Source organism: Pseudomonas sp. Pdm06, assembly GCF_014851795.1.
Lineage (GTDB): Bacteria > Pseudomonadota > Gammaproteobacteria > Pseudomonadales > Pseudomonadaceae > Aquipseudomonas > Aquipseudomonas fluorescens_AA.
Window position 1 is genome coordinate 1 of the sequence record NZ_JACVAH010000026.1, and the last position, 17,557, is coordinate 17,557.

The 17,557-nt window shown below is 61.9% G+C and carries 15 protein-coding genes and 1 pseudogene; 8 read left to right on the forward strand and 8 right to left on the reverse strand.

The genetic code is table 11. The features are described 5' to 3' along the window. The 6 genes from IB266_RS30845 to aspA all read right to left on the reverse strand — a co-directional run. The coding region (locus IB266_RS30845) for a hypothetical protein (RefSeq protein ID WP_225613689.1) at positions 1 to 281 on the reverse strand (281 nt) is incomplete at its 3' end. Between the two features lie 244 nt (positions 282 to 525). Then, positions 526 to 984, reverse strand: a complete 459-nt coding sequence (locus IB266_RS29465) for an REP-associated tyrosine transposase (protein WP_192264161.1) — start codon at positions 982 to 984, stop codon at positions 526 to 528. Between the two features lie 130 nt (positions 985 to 1,114). Next, positions 1,115 to 2,107: an AraC family transcriptional regulator gene (locus tag IB266_RS29470; protein WP_192264164.1), complete on the reverse strand. Its 993-nt coding sequence runs from the start codon at positions 2,105 to 2,107 to the stop codon at positions 1,115 to 1,117. Positions 2,108 to 2,320: 213 nt separating this feature from the next. Then, the gene (locus IB266_RS29475; protein ID WP_192264168.1) at positions 2,321 to 3,325 is read right to left on the reverse strand and encodes an asparaginase; all 1,005 of its coding nucleotides are present in this window, start codon (positions 3,323 to 3,325) and stop codon (positions 2,321 to 2,323) included. A gap of 135 nt (positions 3,326 to 3,460) precedes the next feature. Then, complete coding sequence (locus tag IB266_RS29480; RefSeq protein WP_192264170.1) at positions 3,461 to 4,912, reverse strand: alanine/glycine:cation symporter family protein; 1,452 nt, start codon at positions 4,910 to 4,912, stop codon at positions 3,461 to 3,463. A gap of 488 nt (positions 4,913 to 5,400) precedes the next feature. Continuing rightward, positions 5,401 to 6,825 carry an aspartate ammonia-lyase gene (gene aspA / locus IB266_RS29485; RefSeq protein WP_003196363.1) on the reverse strand — a complete coding sequence of 475 codons (1,425 nt, stop codon included), beginning with the start codon at positions 6,823 to 6,825 and terminating at the stop codon, positions 5,401 to 5,403. 180 nt (positions 6,826 to 7,005) lie between these two features. Between aspA and IB266_RS29490 the strand changes: the two genes are divergently transcribed. The 5 genes from IB266_RS29490 to IB266_RS29510 all read left to right on the forward strand — a co-directional run bounded on the left by IB266_RS29490 (position 7,006) and on the right by IB266_RS29510 (position 10,735). Beyond that, a complete protein-coding gene (locus tag IB266_RS29490; RefSeq protein WP_192264172.1) occupies positions 7,006 to 7,923 on the forward strand; it encodes a LysR substrate-binding domain-containing protein in 918 nt (305 codons plus the stop codon). 247 nt (positions 7,924 to 8,170) lie between these two features. Further along, positions 8,171 to 8,662, forward strand: coding sequence for a 5-(carboxyamino)imidazole ribonucleotide mutase (gene purE, locus IB266_RS29495; RefSeq protein WP_003196369.1), 492 nt, complete (start codon positions 8,171 to 8,173; stop codon positions 8,660 to 8,662). Positions 8,663 to 8,674: 12 nt separating this feature from the next. Further along, positions 8,675 to 9,760 (forward strand): 5-(carboxyamino)imidazole ribonucleotide synthase, encoded by a 1,086-nt coding sequence (locus IB266_RS29500; protein ID WP_092167679.1) that lies wholly within the window; start codon positions 8,675 to 8,677, stop codon positions 9,758 to 9,760. A gap of 103 nt (positions 9,761 to 9,863) precedes the next feature. Then, on the forward strand, positions 9,864 to 10,109 hold the full coding sequence (locus tag IB266_RS29505; RefSeq protein WP_003187057.1) for a GlsB/YeaQ/YmgE family stress response membrane protein: 246 nt from the start codon (positions 9,864 to 9,866) through the stop codon (positions 10,107 to 10,109). An 89-nt stretch (positions 10,110 to 10,198) separates the two neighbouring features. Continuing rightward, positions 10,199 to 10,735 (forward strand): DUF3299 domain-containing protein, encoded by a 537-nt coding sequence (locus IB266_RS29510; protein WP_013691991.1) that lies wholly within the window; start codon positions 10,199 to 10,201, stop codon positions 10,733 to 10,735. Positions 10,736 to 10,772: 37 nt separating this feature from the next. Here the strand turns inward: IB266_RS29510 and IB266_RS29515 are convergent. Next, a pseudogene (locus IB266_RS29515) lies at positions 10,773 to 11,666 on the reverse strand (D-hexose-6-phosphate mutarotase); the annotation flags it as partial. 57 nt (positions 11,667 to 11,723) lie between these two features. Beyond that, positions 11,724 to 12,128, reverse strand: coding sequence for an acyl-CoA thioesterase (locus tag IB266_RS29520; RefSeq protein ID WP_003177184.1), 405 nt, complete (start codon positions 12,126 to 12,128; stop codon positions 11,724 to 11,726). Positions 12,129 to 12,503: 375 nt separating this feature from the next. On the opposite strand from IB266_RS29520, the gene IB266_RS29525 reads away from it, so the two are divergent. From IB266_RS29525 to IB266_RS29535, 3 genes are all read left to right on the forward strand, one after another. Further along, positions 12,504 to 13,802, forward strand: a complete 1,299-nt coding sequence (locus IB266_RS29525) for an MFS transporter (protein WP_192264175.1) — start codon at positions 12,504 to 12,506, stop codon at positions 13,800 to 13,802. A 237-nt stretch (positions 13,803 to 14,039) separates the two neighbouring features. After that, entirely contained in the window at positions 14,040 to 15,038 is a 999-nt protein-coding gene (locus tag IB266_RS29530) for a phosphate ABC transporter substrate-binding protein PstS (protein ID WP_053127032.1), read from the forward strand. Between the two features lie 473 nt (positions 15,039 to 15,511). Continuing rightward, a complete protein-coding gene (locus IB266_RS29535; protein ID WP_177431712.1) occupies positions 15,512 to 17,545 on the forward strand; it encodes an ABC transporter permease subunit in 2,034 nt (677 codons plus the stop codon). The last annotated feature ends 12 nt before the right edge of the window (positions 17,546 to 17,557 follow it).

The window sequence follows — 17,557 nt, forward strand, 5'->3', positions numbered from 1 at the left end:
CAGGCATTCCAGCTACTGCTGTTGAGTGAGCAAGCCATGCCCAGGCATTCCAGATGCTGCTGTTGAGTGAGCAAGCCATGCCCAGGCATTCCAGCTACTGCTGTTGAGTGAGCAAGCCATGCCCAGGTATTCCAGCTACTGCTGTTGAGTGAGCAAGCCATGCCCAGGCATTCCAGCTGCTGTTGAGTGAGCAAACCATGCCCAGGCATTCCAGATGCTGCTGTTGAGTGAGCAAGCCATGCCCAGGCATTCCAGCTACTGCTGTTGAATGAGCAAGCCATGCCCAGGTATTCCAGCTACTGCTGCTGAGTGAGCAAGCCATGCCCAGGCATTCCAGCTACTGCTGTTGAGTGAGCAAGCCATGCCCAGGCATTCCAGCTACTGCTGTTGAGTGAGCAAGCCATGCCCAGGCATTCCAGCTACTGCTGCTGAGTGAGCAAGCCATGCCCATAGCACTCAAGGCCTTGCCCTGTGGGAGCAAGGCTTGCCCGCGATGAGGCCATCATGGGCGCAGCTTGAATCGAATCAGACCCATATCGCGTCCCACAATGGGTAGTCCCCTATTTTCTTAACTAAACCGGCTCGCAGCGGGTTTGCCACGATGTATCGAGCGACTGTTTGCAGATCCTCCTCCTTGCGAATGGCCCGGTCATGGAATCCTGCCTGCCAAAGCGTTCCTTCCCGCTGCATCAGTCGATTGCAGACAACCGTGGTCCGAGACTTCGTTCGCGCAATCAACTTGGAGAGTTCTATACCCTGTAGTTCGATCAGCCAGTGAAAATGGTCCGGCATTACCACCCAGGCCAACGAATGGGCAAATTGCTCCTCCTGAGCCTTTCGGAAGGCGTCAACCACCAAGCGCCCTGTCTCGAATCGGCCGAAAAGCGGCTCGCGGTCGTGCGTATTCACTGTCAGTAGATAGATTTGTCCAGACTGCGAATAACGTCCGGAACGCAACCGTTGGGAGTGAGGCCGTGTTGTCACAAGTGATCATCCTTAACCTGTCCTTTTGTTCAAGGCTAGGACAGCAGAAGTAGATCCGACTTGGGATGTTGGAGCAGGATGTGTCTGGTCTGACGCCATCGCGGGCAAGCCTTGCTCCCACACGGGTTAATCAGGCCCTGAACTGGCTGGGCGCCACGCCGCTCCAGCGCACGAAGGCATGGCGAAAGCTGGCGGTTTCGCTGAAGCCCAGTCGTTCGGCGATTCGATAGATCGGCAATTGGTCTTCGCAGAGCATCTGCTTGGCCCGCTCGAAGCGCAGTTCGTCCAGCAGCTCCTGGTAGCTGCAGCCCAGGTCCTTGAGGTGGCGGCGCAAGGTGCGCGCCGAGCAGTTCATCTGTTCGGCCAGGCCCTCCAGGCCGGGGGCGGCGTCCAGTTGGGTGTCGAGCAACTGGCGGATCCGTCCCAGCCAGGCTTGGCGTCCGGTGAATTCGGTGTTCTGCCGGCGACAGCGTTCGGCCATGGCGTGATGGGTGATGGGGTCGGCCAGGGGCAAGGGTTGCTCGAGCCAGTGACGGTCGAAGGCGAAAGCGTTATCGATGCTGTCGAAGCGCACCGGGCAGTCGAAGAGCGCGGTGTAGCGCGCCTGGTAATCGGGCGCCGGGTGTTCGAAGCGCGCAGCGTGCAACGGCAGTGCATGGCCGAGGAGGTCATTGCAGATCACCTTCAGCGAAACCATGCAGAACTCGGCGTTGAACACCGCCAGGGCCGGGTTCTCCCGATAATCGCTGGCGCTGAACCAGATGTGCTCGCCATCGTCGTCCAGATTCAGCTCGTAGAGTGTTCCCAACAGCGCCGGATAGCGCAGCGCCAGGCGCAAAGCGTCACCTAAGGTGGCACTGGTGAGCAGGGCATAGCCGAGCATGCCGTAGGACGAAACGTGCATGCGCAGGCCCAATTCCAGGCCGATGTCGCGCTTGAGGGCCACGGCGTTGGCGCAGACCTGCATCTCCTGGTTGGTGGTGATGCGCGTATCGGCCCGGCTCAGGTCCGCCGCGCTGATGCCGCTGCCGGCCAACAAGGCATCACTGGGCAATCCTTCGCTTTTAAAGGTGCTCAGTACCAGCGAGACGGCGTTGAGGGTGGTGAGGTGGGAATGAAGCATGTCCGTTTCCAGCCTGGGGGAGCTGGAAACGGAGCAAGTTATATGCCGGATGAAAATCGGAAGCTCAACACAACACCCAATGTGGGAGCGAGCCTGTGGGAGCAAAGCTTGCTCGCGACGCAGTGGACACAAATCCACAATAAGGTCGCGTCATCGTTCTTCGCGAGCAAGCTTTGCTCCCACAGGTTTGCCCTCATAGGGGATTGCCGGGTGTCAGATAAGCTCGCCGCACAGATCCAGCTCTACCAGCCGCCGAACCTCTTCCACCGGCAGGCCAGCGCCGATCAACGCCTGCAATTTGCCGAACGCGGCCTCGCGGGTCATGCCGCCGCCGGACAGCACGCCGACACCGCGCAAGCGGCTACCGGCTTCATACACGTCCAGCTCGACGCCACCTTCGTGGCATTGGGTCACCGCCACGACCACCACGCCGCTGTCCCGCGCCCGCTCGAGGCTGGCGAGGAAGGCCGGGTTGTCGCTCGGCCCGGTGCCGCTGCCGTAGCATTCCAGCACCAGGCCCTGGATACCGCTGCCCAGCAGGCCATCGAGGATCTGTGCACTGATGCCGGGAAACAGCGGCAGCGCCGCGATGTTCGCCAGTCGCTTGGGCTGGTTGTAGTTCAACTGCGTTGGCAGGGTCGGCGCCGGGGTGCCGCCGCCCTGGCGTTCCAGGCGCTTGAACGGATGACGACCGAAGCTGCGCACCTTCGCGCAACGGGTCGGCGCCAACAGCTCACCGTGGAAGTACAAGTGCACGCCCGGCGCCAGGCCCTGGCCGAGGGCGACCAGGGCGCCGCTGAGGTTTTCCCAGGCGTCGCTGTCGGTCACGCCGGCGGGCAGCATCGAGCCGGTGAAGCAGACCCGCGCATGCAGGCCCAGCAGTTGGAAGCTCATCGCCGCCGCGCTGTAGGCCAGGGTGTCGGTGCCGTGCAGGATCAGTACGCTGTCGCAGCCCTGCACGTCCACGGCATCGACTACCGCTTCGCGCAGTTGCTGCCAATAGGCCGGGGTCATGTTGGCGCTGTCGATCAACGGCGACATTTCCCGGAAGCGCCATTGCGGCACGACGAGTTCGGGTTGGCTGTGCAGGTAATCGCGCATCCGCGCTTCGAAACCGGATGCCGGGGCCAGGCCGTGGGCGCTGGCCTGCATGCCGATGGTGCCGCCGGTGTAGAGCACCATGACGTGCTGGGCGGCAGGGTAGGTCGAGGGGTTCATGGTTGTTCTCCGAGGACGAAAACGGCAGCTTTACTTCGCTGCCACAACATAAGGCCGAGCATGACGCCGACCTTAGGTTGTGTCACGCCGGACGCAGGGGATGCGTCCGGTTTTTTCCAGGCAGCTTGTTACCGATCAGCGTTGCGCTGCGGTCACGCCAGCCGAAGCGGCGTCAGGCTGGGCAACGGGCGCCGATGGGTTGGCAGGCCAGGCCTTGCGGTCCAGATCCAGGTCCGGGAACTTGCTGGAGTCGAAGACCGGAACCTTGATGCCGGCCGAACGCTGGTCATCGTAGTCGCGCAGGATGCGCATGCCGACCTTGAACAGCAGGAACAGCGCGATCAGGTTCACGAACGCCAGCAGCGTCATGGTGATGTCGGCGAAGGCGAACACGGTGCTGAGGTTTTCGATGGCGCCCCAGAAAATCAGGACCAACACCAGCGCGCGGTAGGCGATCAGTGCCTTGCGGTTCTCCCCGAGCATGAAGCGCAGGTTGTTCTCGCCCAGATAGTAGTTGTAGAGGATCGAAGTGAAGACGAACAACGCCAGGGCCACGGAGATGAACATCCGGCCCCAGTCACCGACCACGGCTGCCAGGGAGTTCTGGGTCAGGGCAATGCCGTCGCCTTCGAAACCCGGGGTGTAGAAACCCGACAGCAGGATCAGCAGCGCGGTGCAGGTGCAGATCACGAAGGTGTCCAGGAACACGCTGAACGCCTGGACCACACCCTGGGCTACCGGGTGCTCGACCGACGCGACGGCGGCCACGTTAGGCGCACTGCCCAGGCCGGCTTCGTTGGCGAAGACGCCACGCTTGACGCCCATGACGATGGCGCTGCCGATCAGGCCGCCAAAGGCCGGGTCCAGGCCGAAGGCGCTTTTGACGATGGTCGCCAGCATGGCCGGTACGTGGTCGAACTGCAGCACGATCACGTAGATGGTCACGCCGATGTACACCAGGGTCTTGACCGGTACCAGCAGGTCGGCAACCTTGGCGATACGCTTGATCCCACCGATGAACACCAGGCCCAGCAGCACGGCCAGGCCCAGGCCTGTGTAAGTGGTGTCGAGGCCGAAGGCGTTGTTCAGGGAATGGGTGACCGCGTGGGCTTGCAGGCCGTTGAAGGCGAAGCCGAAGGTGACCAGCAGCAGGAACGCCATGATCATGCCCAACCAGCGTTTCTGCAGGCCGTGCTGGATGTAATAGGACGGGCCGCCACGGTACTGGCCTTCGGAGTCGCAGCGCTTGTAGAGCTGGCCGAGGGAGCACTCGAAGAAGCTGCTGGACATACCGACCAGGGCGGTTACCCACATCCAGAACACCGCACCAGGCCCACCGAGGGTCACGGCGATGCCGACACCGGCGATGTTGCCCGCGCCGACACGACCGGCCAGGCTGAGCATCAGGGCCTGGAAGGAACTGAGCTGGTCAGTGCTGCTTTTCAGGCTGTCACGGAACACCGTGAACATGTGGAAGAAGTGACGGAACTGGACGAAACGCGAGCGGATCGTGAAGTAGCCACCGAGCCCGACAATGAGCACGATCAGCACTTTCCCTGATAGGAAGTCGTTGATGACTTCGAGCATGAGTATTCCTCGCTGTTTTTTGTTTAAGCAAATGCTGGCCATTTGGAAATATCGCGTTACATCGGTCGGCGCGCGGCCCGACAGGTGAGGCGAAGTTTCGTCCCGGTCCATTTTCGCGGGTTTGTTATTAGTTCGGTTTTCGCATGTTTAAGGGTCTCGTTGCGGACGACCGCTCATGCGAAGAGGGGCGGCACTATACCTATCAGTGCGGTGCCCGTCTGCACAGTTGTGGTGCGTCCGACGAAGCGGACCCGTTGAAACACCTGGCCTTACGGTCAGGTTCTTGTGGGGACGAGCCTGCTCGCGTTGGCTGGCGACACGGTTTACAACGGGCAGCGCGTCGTCGTTTATCGCGAGCAGGTTCCTTCCCACAGGTTCGGTCATCCTTGGCTGCTATCAATTAAAAAAAGGGCTTGGGGAAGATCCCCAAGCCCTCAAAAGGTGAGAGGTGTCTAGTCCCTCGACCTGGTGAGCGGTGGCCGTGTCGATCACGCTTTGAGCGGGACCAGACGCGGAGCAATCATGTTTTCCGGGCGCAGGATGTCGTCGAGCATGGCGTCGTCGAGCAAGCCTTCTTCGCGCACCAGTTCCAGCACGCCGCGGCCACTTTCCAGGGCAACACGGGCGATGCGGGTGGCGTTTTCATAGCCGATGTACGGGTTCAGGGCGGTGACCAGGCCGATCGAGTGCTCGACCAGTTCACGGCAGCGCGCTTCGTTGGCGGTGATGCCGACGATGCAGTGCTCGCGCAGCATGTCCATGGCCCGTTGCAGCAGGCGGATCGAGTCGAAGATCTTGAAGGCGATCAGCGGCTCCATCACGTTCAGTTGCAGTTGGCCGCCTTCGGCCGCGATGGTCAGGGCCAGGTCGTTGCCGATGATTTGGAATGCCACCTGGTTGACCGCTTCCGGGATCACCGGGTTGACCTTGCCGGGCATGATCGAGCTGCCTGGCTGGCGGGCTGGCAGGTTGATTTCGTTGATGCCGGTGCGTGGGCCGCTGGACAGCAGGCGCAGGTCGTTGCAGATCTTCGACAGCTTGACTGCGGTGCGCTTGAGCATGCCGGAGAACAGCACGAAGGCGCCCATGTCGGAGGTGGCTTCGATCAGGTCGGCGGCCGGAACCAGCGGCTGGCCGCTGATGGTCGCCAGGCGCTGCACGGCCAGGGCCTGGTAGCGCGGATCGGCGTTGATACCGGTGCCGATGGCGGTGCCGCCCAGGTTCACTTCGGTGAGCAGTTCAGGCGCCAGGGTTTTCAGGCGTGCCAGGTCTTCGCTCAGGGTGGTGGCGAAGGCGCGGAATTCCTGGCCGAGGGTCATCGGCACGGCATCCTGCAGCTGGGTGCGGCCCATTTTCAGGACGTGGCTGAATTCTTCGCCCTTGGCCGCGAACGCCTGGATCAGGCTATCGAGGCTGGCCAGCAACGCGTCGTGACCCAGCAGCAGACCCAGGCGGATCGCGGTCGGGTAGGCGTCGTTGGTGGACTGCGCCATGTTCACGTCGTTGTTGGGGTGCAGGTACTGGTACTCGCCTTTCTGGTGGCCCATGGCCTCCAACGCGATGTTGGCGATGACTTCGTTGGCATTCATGTTGGTCGACGTGCCGGCGCCGCCCTGGATCATGTCCACCACGAATTCTTCGTGGAAGTCGCCGCGGATCAATCGTGCACAGGCTTCGCTGATGGCGGCGTGCTTGGCTTCGCTGAGCTGCCCCAGTTCGCGGTTGGCGTCAGCGGCGGCCTGTTTGACCATTGCCAGACCGACCACCAGCTTGGGGTAATGCGAGATCGGGACGCCGGAGAGACGGAAGTTGTTTACCGCTCGTAGGGTCTGGATGCCGTAATACGCTTGCGCTGGTACTTCGAGTACGCCAAGCAGGTCTTTTTCTGTGCGGAATGATGCAGCGGAGGACATGACGGAAATCATCTCGATAAGGACCCGGTCTGAGCCGGAACGCTGTGGATCCTAGGCTCTGGGAAAAAATAGGGCCAATGCTGTTAAACACTGGCCTATGCATATTCGGCATAATGCCGGTGTGACGCCGACGGTGCGGCGAACGTGTGACCTGTTTTGGTGCATGTAGGGGAGGACGTGATGAATCTTGAAAGCAAATGGCTCGAGGACTTCAGTGCCCTGGCCGCGACCCGCAGTTTCTCCCAGGCGGCCGAGCGGCGTTTCGTGACGCAACCGGCATTCAGCCGGCGAATTCGCAGCCTTGAGGCTGCGCTGGGGCTGACCCTGGTCAACCGCTCCCGTACACCCGTCGAGCTGACGGCGGCGGGGCAGTTGTTCCTGGTGACGGCACGTACCGTGGTGGAGCAATTGGGCGAAGTGCTGCGCCATTTGCATCACCTGGAAGGCGGGCAGGGCGAAGTCATCCAAGTGGCCGCCGCCCACTCCCTGGCGCTGGGCTTCTTCCCCCGTTGGATCGCGCAACTGCGCAACGAAGGGATGAACATCGCCACGCGGCTGGTGGCGACCAACGTCGGTGACGCTGTCCACGCCCTGCGTGAAGGTGGCTGTGATTTGATGCTGGCCTTCTACGATCCGGATTCGGCCATGCAGATGGACCCGGAGATCTTCCCGTCGCTGCACCTGGGCCAGACCGAAATGCTCCCGGTGTGCGCCGCCGATGCCAACGGCAACCCGCTGTTCGACCTTGAAGGCGAGGCCAGCGTGCCGCTGCTGGCCTACAGCGCCGGGGCGTTCCTCGGGCGTTCGGTCAACCAGTTGTTGCGCCAGCGGGCGCTGCGGTTCACCACGATCTACGAGACGGCCATGGCCGACAGCCTGAAAAGCATGGCCCTGGAAGGCCTGGGCATCGCCTGGGTGCCGCACCTGAGCGTACGCGCCGAACTGGCCCGGGGCGAACTGGTGATCTGCGGTGGCACGCAATGGCACGTGCCCCTGGAGATCCGCCTGTACCGCTGCGCCCTGGTGCGCAAGGCCAATGTGCGGTTGCTGTGGCGCAAGCTCGAGGGCGGTGCGGCGCAGGGTGTGGCCGGGGTCTGACAATAACGGACCCCCCCACAGGGGATTTAGGTTGTTCCCTCGCTGACCTGCGAGTCAATAAAACCGCCACTTCACCCCAAATGACAGATGGTCGGCGAAAGTGCGTTTAACGCACCATTTTCGGTATACTGCCCGGCCTTCGGTCGGTTCGCCCGGCCATAATTCGTACAACAAGCCACGCCGGTTTCCTGCGTGGCTTGTTGTTTTTTGACGCGCCTGCGGGCGCCCAGAGAGAAGAGGCACGACGATGAGTGCACTGGTTGGCGTGATCATGGGCTCCAAGTCCGATTGGTCCACCCTTAGCCACACCGCCGATATGCTGGAAAAGCTCGGCATCCCTTACGAGGTGAAAGTGGTCTCCGCCCACCGTACCCCGGACCTGCTGTTCCAGTACGCCGAAGAGGCCGAGGCACGTGGCATCGAGGTGATCATCGCCGGTGCCGGTGGCGCGGCCCACCTGCCGGGCATGTGCGCGGCCAAGACCCACCTGCCGGTGCTGGGCGTGCCGGTCCAGTCGTCGATGCTCTCGGGCGTCGACTCGTTGCTGTCGATCGTGCAGATGCCGGCCGGTATCCCGGTCGCGACCCTGGCCATCGGCAAGGCCGGTGCGATCAACGCGGCCCTGCTGTCGGCGAGCATCCTGGGCGCCAAGCATCCACAGTTTCATACCGTGCTGAAAAAATTCCGCGCTGAGCAGACAGACAGCGTCCTGGACAATCCAGACCCACGCATTGCCTGAGGTTGTTGACGAATGAAGATCGGTGTAATCGGTGGCGGCCAGTTGGGTCGCATGTTGGCCCTGGCAGGTACGCCGCTGGGGATGAACTTCGCTTTCCTGGACCCGGCGCCTGACGCCTGTGCCGCGGCGCTGGGTGAACACCTGCGGGCCGACTACGGCGACCAGGATCACCTGCGCCAACTGGCCGATGAAGTCGATCTGGTGACCTTCGAATTCGAAAGCGTCCCGGCCGAAACCGTGGCCTTCCTGTCCCAGTTCGTCCCGGTCTACCCGAGCGCTGAAGCCTTGCGGATCGCCCGTGACCGCTGGTTCGAAAAGAACATGTTCAAGGACCTGGGCATCCCCACGCCGGCCTTCGCCGACATTCAGTCCCAGGCCGACCTGGACGCGGCTGTCGCCGCCATCGGCCTGCCCGCCGTGCTCAAGACCCGTACCCTGGGTTACGACGGCAAGGGCCAGAAAGTCCTGCGCAAGCCTGAAGACGTGGTCGGTACGTTTGCCGAGCTTGGCAGCGTGGCCTGCCTGCTGGAAGGTTTCGTGCCGTTCACCGGGGAAGTCTCGCTGATCGCCGTGCGTGCCCGCGACGGTGAAATCCGCTTCTATCCGCTGGTGCACAACACCCACAAGGACGGCATCCTCAAGCTGTCCGTCGCCAGCACCGATCATCCGTTGCAGGCCCTGGCCGAGGACTACTCCAGCCGGGTGCTCAAGCAACTGGACTATGTCGGCGTGATGGCGTTCGAGTTCTTCGAGGTGGACGGCGGCCTCAAGGCCAACGAAATCGCACCGCGGGTACACAACTCCGGGCACTGGACCACCGAAGGCGCCGAGTGCAGCCAGTTCGAAAACCACCTGCGGGCGGTGGCCGGGCTGCCACTGGGGTCGACCGCCAAGGTCGGTGAAAGCGCGATGCTCAATTTCATCGGCAAGGTCCCGGACAGCGACAAGGTCCTGGCGATTGCCGACTGCCATTTGCATCACTATGGCAAGGCGTTCAAGGTCGGGCGCAAGGTCGGTCACGCCAACCTGCGCTGCGCTGACCGGGCCACGCTGGCCCAGCAGATCATCAAGGTCGAGGCGCTGATCGCCGAACAATAATCTGGAACGGCGGTGGAACCATTCGTCGGCTAATCTTTCTCATGGCTAAGTGCCAAAGCCTGACCGGGCTTTGGCTTAGCGACTCAATGAGAGGGGAAATGCCATGGGAATCATCGGAACCATCTTTATCGGCTTGATCGTTGGCCTGCTGGCGCGCTTCCTGAAACCGGGCGATGACAGCATGGGCTGGATCATGACCATCCTGCTCGGTATCGGCGGTTCGTTGGCGGCCACTTACGGCGGCCAGGCCTTGGGCATCTACCAGGCCGGCCAAGGCGCAGGTTTCATCGGTGCCCTGGTGGGCGCGATCGTGTTGCTGGTGATCTACGGCCTGATCAAAAGAAACTGATCCAAATGCAGCAAGGCCCTCTCCGCGTGGCGAGCAGAGGGGGCTAGAATGCTCGGCGTTTCACTTTTCATTCATTGCCGAGCCCTTTCATGCGCCGTCTAGTATTGACCCTTCTTCTGCTGGGCAGTGGCCTGGCCCATGCCGCCGAGTTGCCGGAAACCGACTGGCTCGAACTGATGCCCAAGTCGGACCAGAAAGCCCTCGAGGCCATGCCCGAGATCGACCACAACTCCCCGGAAGCCAACGGCACCTTCACTGAAAAAGGCGGCCTGAAACAAAGCAAGGGCTTGCCGGCGGTGATGTATTCGACCAAGACCGTGGCGGCGATGAACGACAAGCACATCCGCATCGGCGGTTACCCGGTGCCGCTGGAAACCGACGCCAAGGGCCGCAGCACGCTGTTTTTCCTGGTGCCCTACCCTGGCGCCTGCATCCACGTCCCGCCACCGCCGCCTAACCAATTGGTGCTGGTGCGCTATCCCAAGGGCCTGAAGCTGGACGACATCTACACGCCGCTCTGGGTGACGGGCACGCTGAAGATCGAAAAGGTCGACAACGACCTGGCGAGTGCGGCGTATGCGCTGGAGGCGGAGAAGGTGAGGGTGGTGCAGGAGGCGGATTTGTAACCGGCTGGTTGGCTTGACCTGCAAATCTTGTGGGAGCGGGCTTGCTGCAGATGCTTACGCCAAGGGTATGGCTGGCCTGCGGCAACAACGTCACCACGTCGTCCATCACATTCGCCGTCTCGATGCACAACATGCGCTGCCAGCCATCGTCGGCCATGTCGCTGAAGGCCTTGGCGCGTTCGGTCCAGGGGTTCCAGATCACCGCCGAGCGCGAACCGCTGCTGGTCAGTTCGATCCGTCGTTCCCAGTGCGGGTCAATGATGCTCAGCGTCGGCGGGGTGTCGAGGTAGATGCGGTCGGTCTCGCTGGCAAATTTCAGGTCGCCGGCCTGGGTGTGGGTGTTCCAGTCGTCCAGGGTCTCGATGTAGCTCAAGCCATCCACCCCTTCGACCTGCACGTTGCGCACGTCGCTCACGGCAAAATAGCTGTGCAGCGCCTGGCTGAGGCTGACGGTTTCGCTGCCACGGTTATGGCTGGTGAGGCGGATGTGCAACTGCTCGTCCATCACGATGGTCAGCGTCAGGTCCACCTGGTGAGGCCAGCCCGAGAGGCCGTTTTCAGGGTAAGGCAGCACGAATTCCACCTTGAGGCTTTCGCCTTCGGCTTCGATGCCCTTCAATTCCCAATCCATCGCCCGCACCAGGCCGTGGGCCGTGGCGGGGGCGTCGCTCACGCGCATAGCCTGTACGCTGTCGGGGTTGCGCGTCAGGTTGCCGAACCACGGCCAGCACACCGGCACGCCCGCGCGGATGCTCTTGCCAGCCTTGAACGTGGCCTGGTCGTTGAGCCAGATCAGTGGCGGCTGGCCGTCCACTTGATAACTGAGGATGTGCGCGCCTTGCTGGGCCACCAGCAACTCGGCCTGACCGTGACGGATGCGCCAGGCGTTCAGTTCATCCAGTTTGACCGCTTCGACGTTGGGCGTAGGCATGTTGCAAATCTCGCTCGGGAACAGGGACTGCAATGGACCGCAAAACGGCCGCCGTGTTTAACGGGCGCGCGGCGGAACCGAGCGGGTACGACCGCTGCCGTCGATGGCGACAAAGACAAAGACCGCCTCGGTCACCTTGCGCCATTCACTGGACAGCGGGTCGTCGCTCCAGACCTCGACCATCATCTGGATCGAGCTGCGGCCGATTTCCAGCGCCTGGGTATAAAAGGAAAGCTGCGCACCCACCGCCACCGGCACCAGGAACGCCATGCGATCGATCGCCACGGTGGCCACGCGTCCGCCGGCCACTTTGCTGGCCATGGCGGTGCCGGCCAGGTCCATCTGGGACACCAGCCAGCCACCGAAAATATCGCCGAAGCCGTTGGTCTCGCGAGGGAGCGCGGTGATTTGCAGGGCCAGGTCGCCTTGCGGGATTGGATCTTCTTGTTCGAGCTCTATCATGCCGGGGGGCCTCTGACCCGTAACGCTGTCTGGTACTTCAGGTGAATAGCCGTCTTTGAAAAAAACGATTCAGCCCGAACATACTGCGTTCGTCACGTTTTTCGTAAAGGCGTGCCAAAGGGAAACTCTGCGAAACCGGCTGGTTCTGGTAATACGCCACCAACGACGTTTTCGCACAGCAACCCCTTACAGAGTACTGCAAGGTTGCGAGTATATCGGGCGATAGACGTCGAGACGACCACTCGGTTCTGATTTCGACTATCAAATACGCGCCTCTATGTGCTTTTTCGAACAATTTGCTATCGTGCCGGACCTGCCCAGGCCCCAACCCGTATTGCCAGGGTTGCAGAATTGACTATAAGAGAAGCCCTTGCCATGACCACTGCGCCTTCGAGCACGGCGACGCCCGCACAACCGGCACGTCCACTGACCCGCAACGATTACAAGACCCTGTCGCTTTCAGCTTTGGGCGGTGCGCTGGAGTTCTACGATTTCATCATCTTCGTGTTCTTTGCCACCGTGGTCGGCAAATTGTTCTTTCCTGCCGAAATGCCTGAGTGGCTGCGCCTGATGCAGACCTTCGGCATTTTTGCCGCCGGTTATCTGGCCCGGCCGCTGGGCGGGATCATCATGGCCCACTTCGGCGACCTGCTGGGGCGCAAGAAAATGTTCACCCTGAGCATTTTCATGATGGCTGTGCCGACCCTGATCATGGGCCTGTTGCCCACCTATGCGCAGATCGGCATGTGGGCGCCCATCCTGCTGTTGCTGATGCGGGTGATCCAGGGCGCGGCCATCGGCGGGGAAGTGCCGGGGGCCTGGGTCTTCGTTTCTGAACATGTTCCGGCGCGCCACATCGGCTATGCCTGCGGCACCCTGACCTGCGGCCTGACGGCGGGGATCTTGTTGGGTTCGTTGGTCGCCACAGCCATCAACAGCATTTATACGCCGGTGGAAGTGGCGGATTACGCCTGGCGGATCCCGTTCCTGCTGGGCGGTGTGTTCGGTCTGTTTTCGGTGTACCTGCGCCGCTGGCTCCACGAAACCCCGGTGTTCGCCGAGCTGCAACTGCGCAAGGCCCTGGCCGAGGAAATACCGCTGCGGGCCGTGCTGCGCGATCATCGCGGCGCCATCGCGATTTCGATGCTGCTGACCTGGCTGCTGTCGGCCGGCATCATCGTAATCATCCTGATGACCCCGACGGTGTTGCAGACCGTTTACCACTTCAGCCCGACCACCGCGTTGCAGGCCAACAGCCTGGCGATCGTGTTCCTGAGCTTTGGTTGCATCGGCTCCGGCGTGCTGGCCGACCGCTTCGGCGCCGGGCGGGTATTTGTCTTCGGTAGCGCGTTGCTGCTGATCACCTCTTGGACCTTTTATCACAGCCTGTTCGACCACCCCGACTGGCTATTCCCGCTCTATGCGCTGAGCGGCCTGCTGGTGGGCACCATCGGCGCGGTGCCTTACGTCATGGTCAAGGCGTTCCCGGCCGTGGTGCGCTTCAGCGGCCTGTCGTTCTCCTACAACCTGGCGTACGCCATCTTCGGCGGCCTGACCCCGATGATCGTTACCCTGCTGCTCAAGGAAAGCCCGCTGGGACCGGCCTATTACGTGGCGGTGATCTGCTGTATCGGGATTGCTGTGGGCGGTTATCTCTGGAAGAAGGGGCGCTAGGTCCGAATCTTTCGCTGACTGCACGGGCTTCATCGCGAGCAAGCTCGCTCCCACAGAGGGCTGCGTTCACCGCAAATCCACTGTGGGAGCGAGCTTGCTCGCGATTGGGCCGGCATGAATCATCCTGTAAAACTCAATGCTGGCCTTTCATCCAATTGTCATATTTCAGCCATAGAGTGTTCACACGGCTTACCAATACTTGGCCGACTTAACACACCTCTCTGCTAGGAGTAAGGCATGAAACTGAAGCGTTTGATGGCGGCAATGACTTTTGTCGCTGCTGGCGTTGCGACTGCCAACGCGGTTGCCGCTGTTGACCCTGCGATCCCGAGCTACACCAAGACCACTGGTGTGTCGGGCAACCTCTCCAGCGTCGGCTCCGATACCCTGGCCAACCTGATGACCTTGTGGGCCGAGAACTACAAGAAAGAATACCCGAACGTAAACATCCAGATTCAGGCCGCCGGTTCCTCCACCGCGCCGCCCGCGCTCACCGAAGGCACCGCCAACCTGGGCCCGATGAGCCGCAAGATGAAGGACAACGAACTGCAGGCCTTCGAACAGAAGTACGGCTACAAGCCAACCGCTATTCCGGTTGCCGTGGACGCCCTGGCCGTATTCGTGCATAAGGACAACCCGATCAAGCACCTGACCATGGCTCAGGTCGACGCCATTTTTTCCTCGACTCGCCTCTGCGGCGCCAAGGCTGACGTCAAGACCTGGGGCGACCTGGGCGTGACCGGCGACCTGGCCAACAAGCCGGTCCAACTGTTCGGTCGTAACTCGGTGTCCGGCACCTACGGCTACTTCAAGGAAGAAGCCTTGTGCAAAGGCGACTACAAGCCAAACGTCAACGAACAGCCGGGTTCGGCTTCGGTTGTGCAGTCGATCAGCAGCTCGCTTAACGGCATCGGCTACTCGGGTATCGGCTACAAGACCGCCAGCGTGAAAACCGTTGCCCTGGCCAAGAAAGAAGGCGGCGAGTTCATTGAAGACACCGAAGAAAACGCCCTGAACGGCAAGTACCCGCTGTCGCGTTTCCTCTACGTCTACGTCAACAAGGCGCCGAACAAGCCTCTGGCCCCGCTGGAAGCCGAATTCGTGAAGCTGATCCTGTCCAAGCAAGGCCAGGAAGTCGTGGTCAAGGACGGCTACATCCCGGTACCTGCCAAAGTCGCCGCCAAGGCACTGGCTGACCTGGGTCTGCAGGAAGGCGGCAACGTCGCCAAGCAGTAATACCTGAGCCCGGGCCAACGCCCGGGCTCTCTGTGGGAGCGGGCTTGCTCGCAAATGCGGTGGATCAGTCGGCATCCATGTCGAATGCGCTGGCCCCTTCGCGAGCAAGCCCGCTCCCACAGACACGAATTTTCTCTCCGCTGCCGCTTCTAGCTGGCGGCGGATTTGTTGCGTCACTTCACTGTCATCTTTCTGTCATACAGGATCGCTAGGGTGTGCGCATGAATGATCTGGCCAACTCCACAATGACTACGACTTCCCCTCCCAAGCGCATTGATTTCAATACGCCTGAGTTGCAACGCAAGCGCCGCATCCGCGCGCTCAAGGATCGCCTGACCCGCTGGTACGTGCTGGTCGGCGGACTCGCCGTCCTGGCGGCCATTACGCTGATTTTCTTCTTCCTGGCCTACGTGGTGCTGCCCCTGTTCCAGGGCGCGGACCTGACCGCCAAGGACTCGATCACCCCGGCCTGGATGCAAGATGCCGGCAAACCGCTGATGATCTCTATCGAAGAACAGAACCAGGTCGCCATGCGGGTTTCCGACAAGGGCCAGGCGCTGTTTTTCGACGTCAGCAGTGGCGCCGAACTGCGCCGTGTCGACCTGCCGATCCCGGCCGGCGCCAGCGTGACCGCCATTGGCGAGGACCAGCCCGGCAGCCCATTGGTGGCGATCGGTCTGTCCAACGGCCAGGCCTTGGTGTTCCGTCACACGTATAAGGTCACCTACCCGGACGGCAAGAAAACCATCTCGCCCGCCGTCGAATACCCTTACGGCGAGACGCCGATGGCCTTGAACGAACAGGGCGCGGCCCTGGAGCATGTCAGCCTCAACGCCACGGATTCGACCCTGCTGTTGGCCGGCTCCAGCGGCGCCCAGCTGCAAGTGCTGTCGCTCACCAGCGAAGAAAACATGATGACCGGTGAAGTCACCAGCGAGCAGACGCGTATCGACCTGCCGCAGATGACCGAGCCGGTGAAGAACATCTTCGTCGACCCGCGCCAGCAATGGCTGTATGTGGTCAACGGACGTGCCCAGGCCGATGTGTTCAGTCTGCGGGACAAGAGCCTCAACGGCCGTTACAAGCTGCTGGAAAACGCCGACGCCCAAGTCACCGCCGCCACCCAGTTGGTGGGCGGGATCTCGCTGATCATCGGCGACTCCAAGGGCGGCCTGGCCCAATGGTTCATGGCCCGGGATCCGGACGGTGAGCTGCGCTTCAAGCAGATTCGAACTTTCCAGATGGGCAGCGCGCCCATCGTCGAGATCAGCGCCGAAGAACGTCGCAAGGGTTTCGTGGCGCTCGACGCCGCCGGCAAGCTCGGCGTGTTCCACAGCACCGCCCACCGCACCCTGCTGGTGGACCAGGTGGTCGACGGCCAGGGCCTGTTCGGCATGTCGCCGCGGGCCAACCGCCTGATCGTTGAACAGGGCGGCAAGCTGCAACCGTTGACGCTGGACAACCCGCACCCGGAAGTGTCGTGGAGCGCGTTGTGGAGCAAGGTCTGGTACGAAAACTACGACGAACCTAAGTATGTCTGGCAATCGACCGCCGCCAACACCGACTTCGAACCCAAGCTGAGCCTCTCGCCGCTGACCTTCGGTACCCTGAAGGCGGCGTTCTACGCGATGCTGCTGGCCGCGCCGCTGGCGGTTGCCGCAGCGATCTACACCGCCTACTTCATGGCCCCGGGCATGCGCCGCAAGGTCAAGCCGGTGATCGAGTTGATGGAAGCGATGCCGACGGTGATCCTCGGTTTCTTCGCCGGCCTGTTCCTGGCGCCGTATGTCGAAGGGCACCTGCCGGGCATCTTCAGCCTGCTGATGTTGCTGCCGATCGGCATCCTGGTCACCGGTTTCGCCTTCAGCCGCCTGCCGGAATCCATTCGCTTGAGAGTGCCCGAGGGCTGGGAAAGCGCCCTGTTGATCCCGGTGATCCTGTTCGTGGGCTGGCTCTCGCTGTACATGAGCCCGTACATGGAGGCTTGGTTCTTCGGCGGCGACATGCGCATGTGGATCTCCCATGACCTGGGCATCACCTACGACCAGCGCAACGCCCTGGTGGTGGGCCTGGCGATGGGCTTCGCGGTGATCCCGAACATCTATTCCATCGCCGAAGACGCCGTGTTCAGTGTGCCGCGCGGCCTGACCCTGGGCTCCCTGGCCCTCGGTGCCACGCCGTGGCAGACCATGACCCGCGTGGTGATCCTCACCGCCAGCCCGGGCATCTTCTCGGCGCTGATGATCGGCATGGGCCGTGCGGTGGGCGAGACCATGATCGTGCTGATGGCCACCGGTAACACGCCGGTCATGGAAATGAACCTGTTCGAAGGCCTGCGCACCCTGGCGGCCAACGTGGCGGTGGAAATGCCCGAGTCGGAAGTCGGCGGCAGCCACTACCGCGTGCTGTTCCTGTCGGCCCTGGTGTTGCTGTTGTTCACCTTCGTCATGAACACCCTCGCCGAGCTGATCCGTCAGCGTCTGCGCAAGAAATATTCGTCGCTTTAAGAAAGGTAGAAG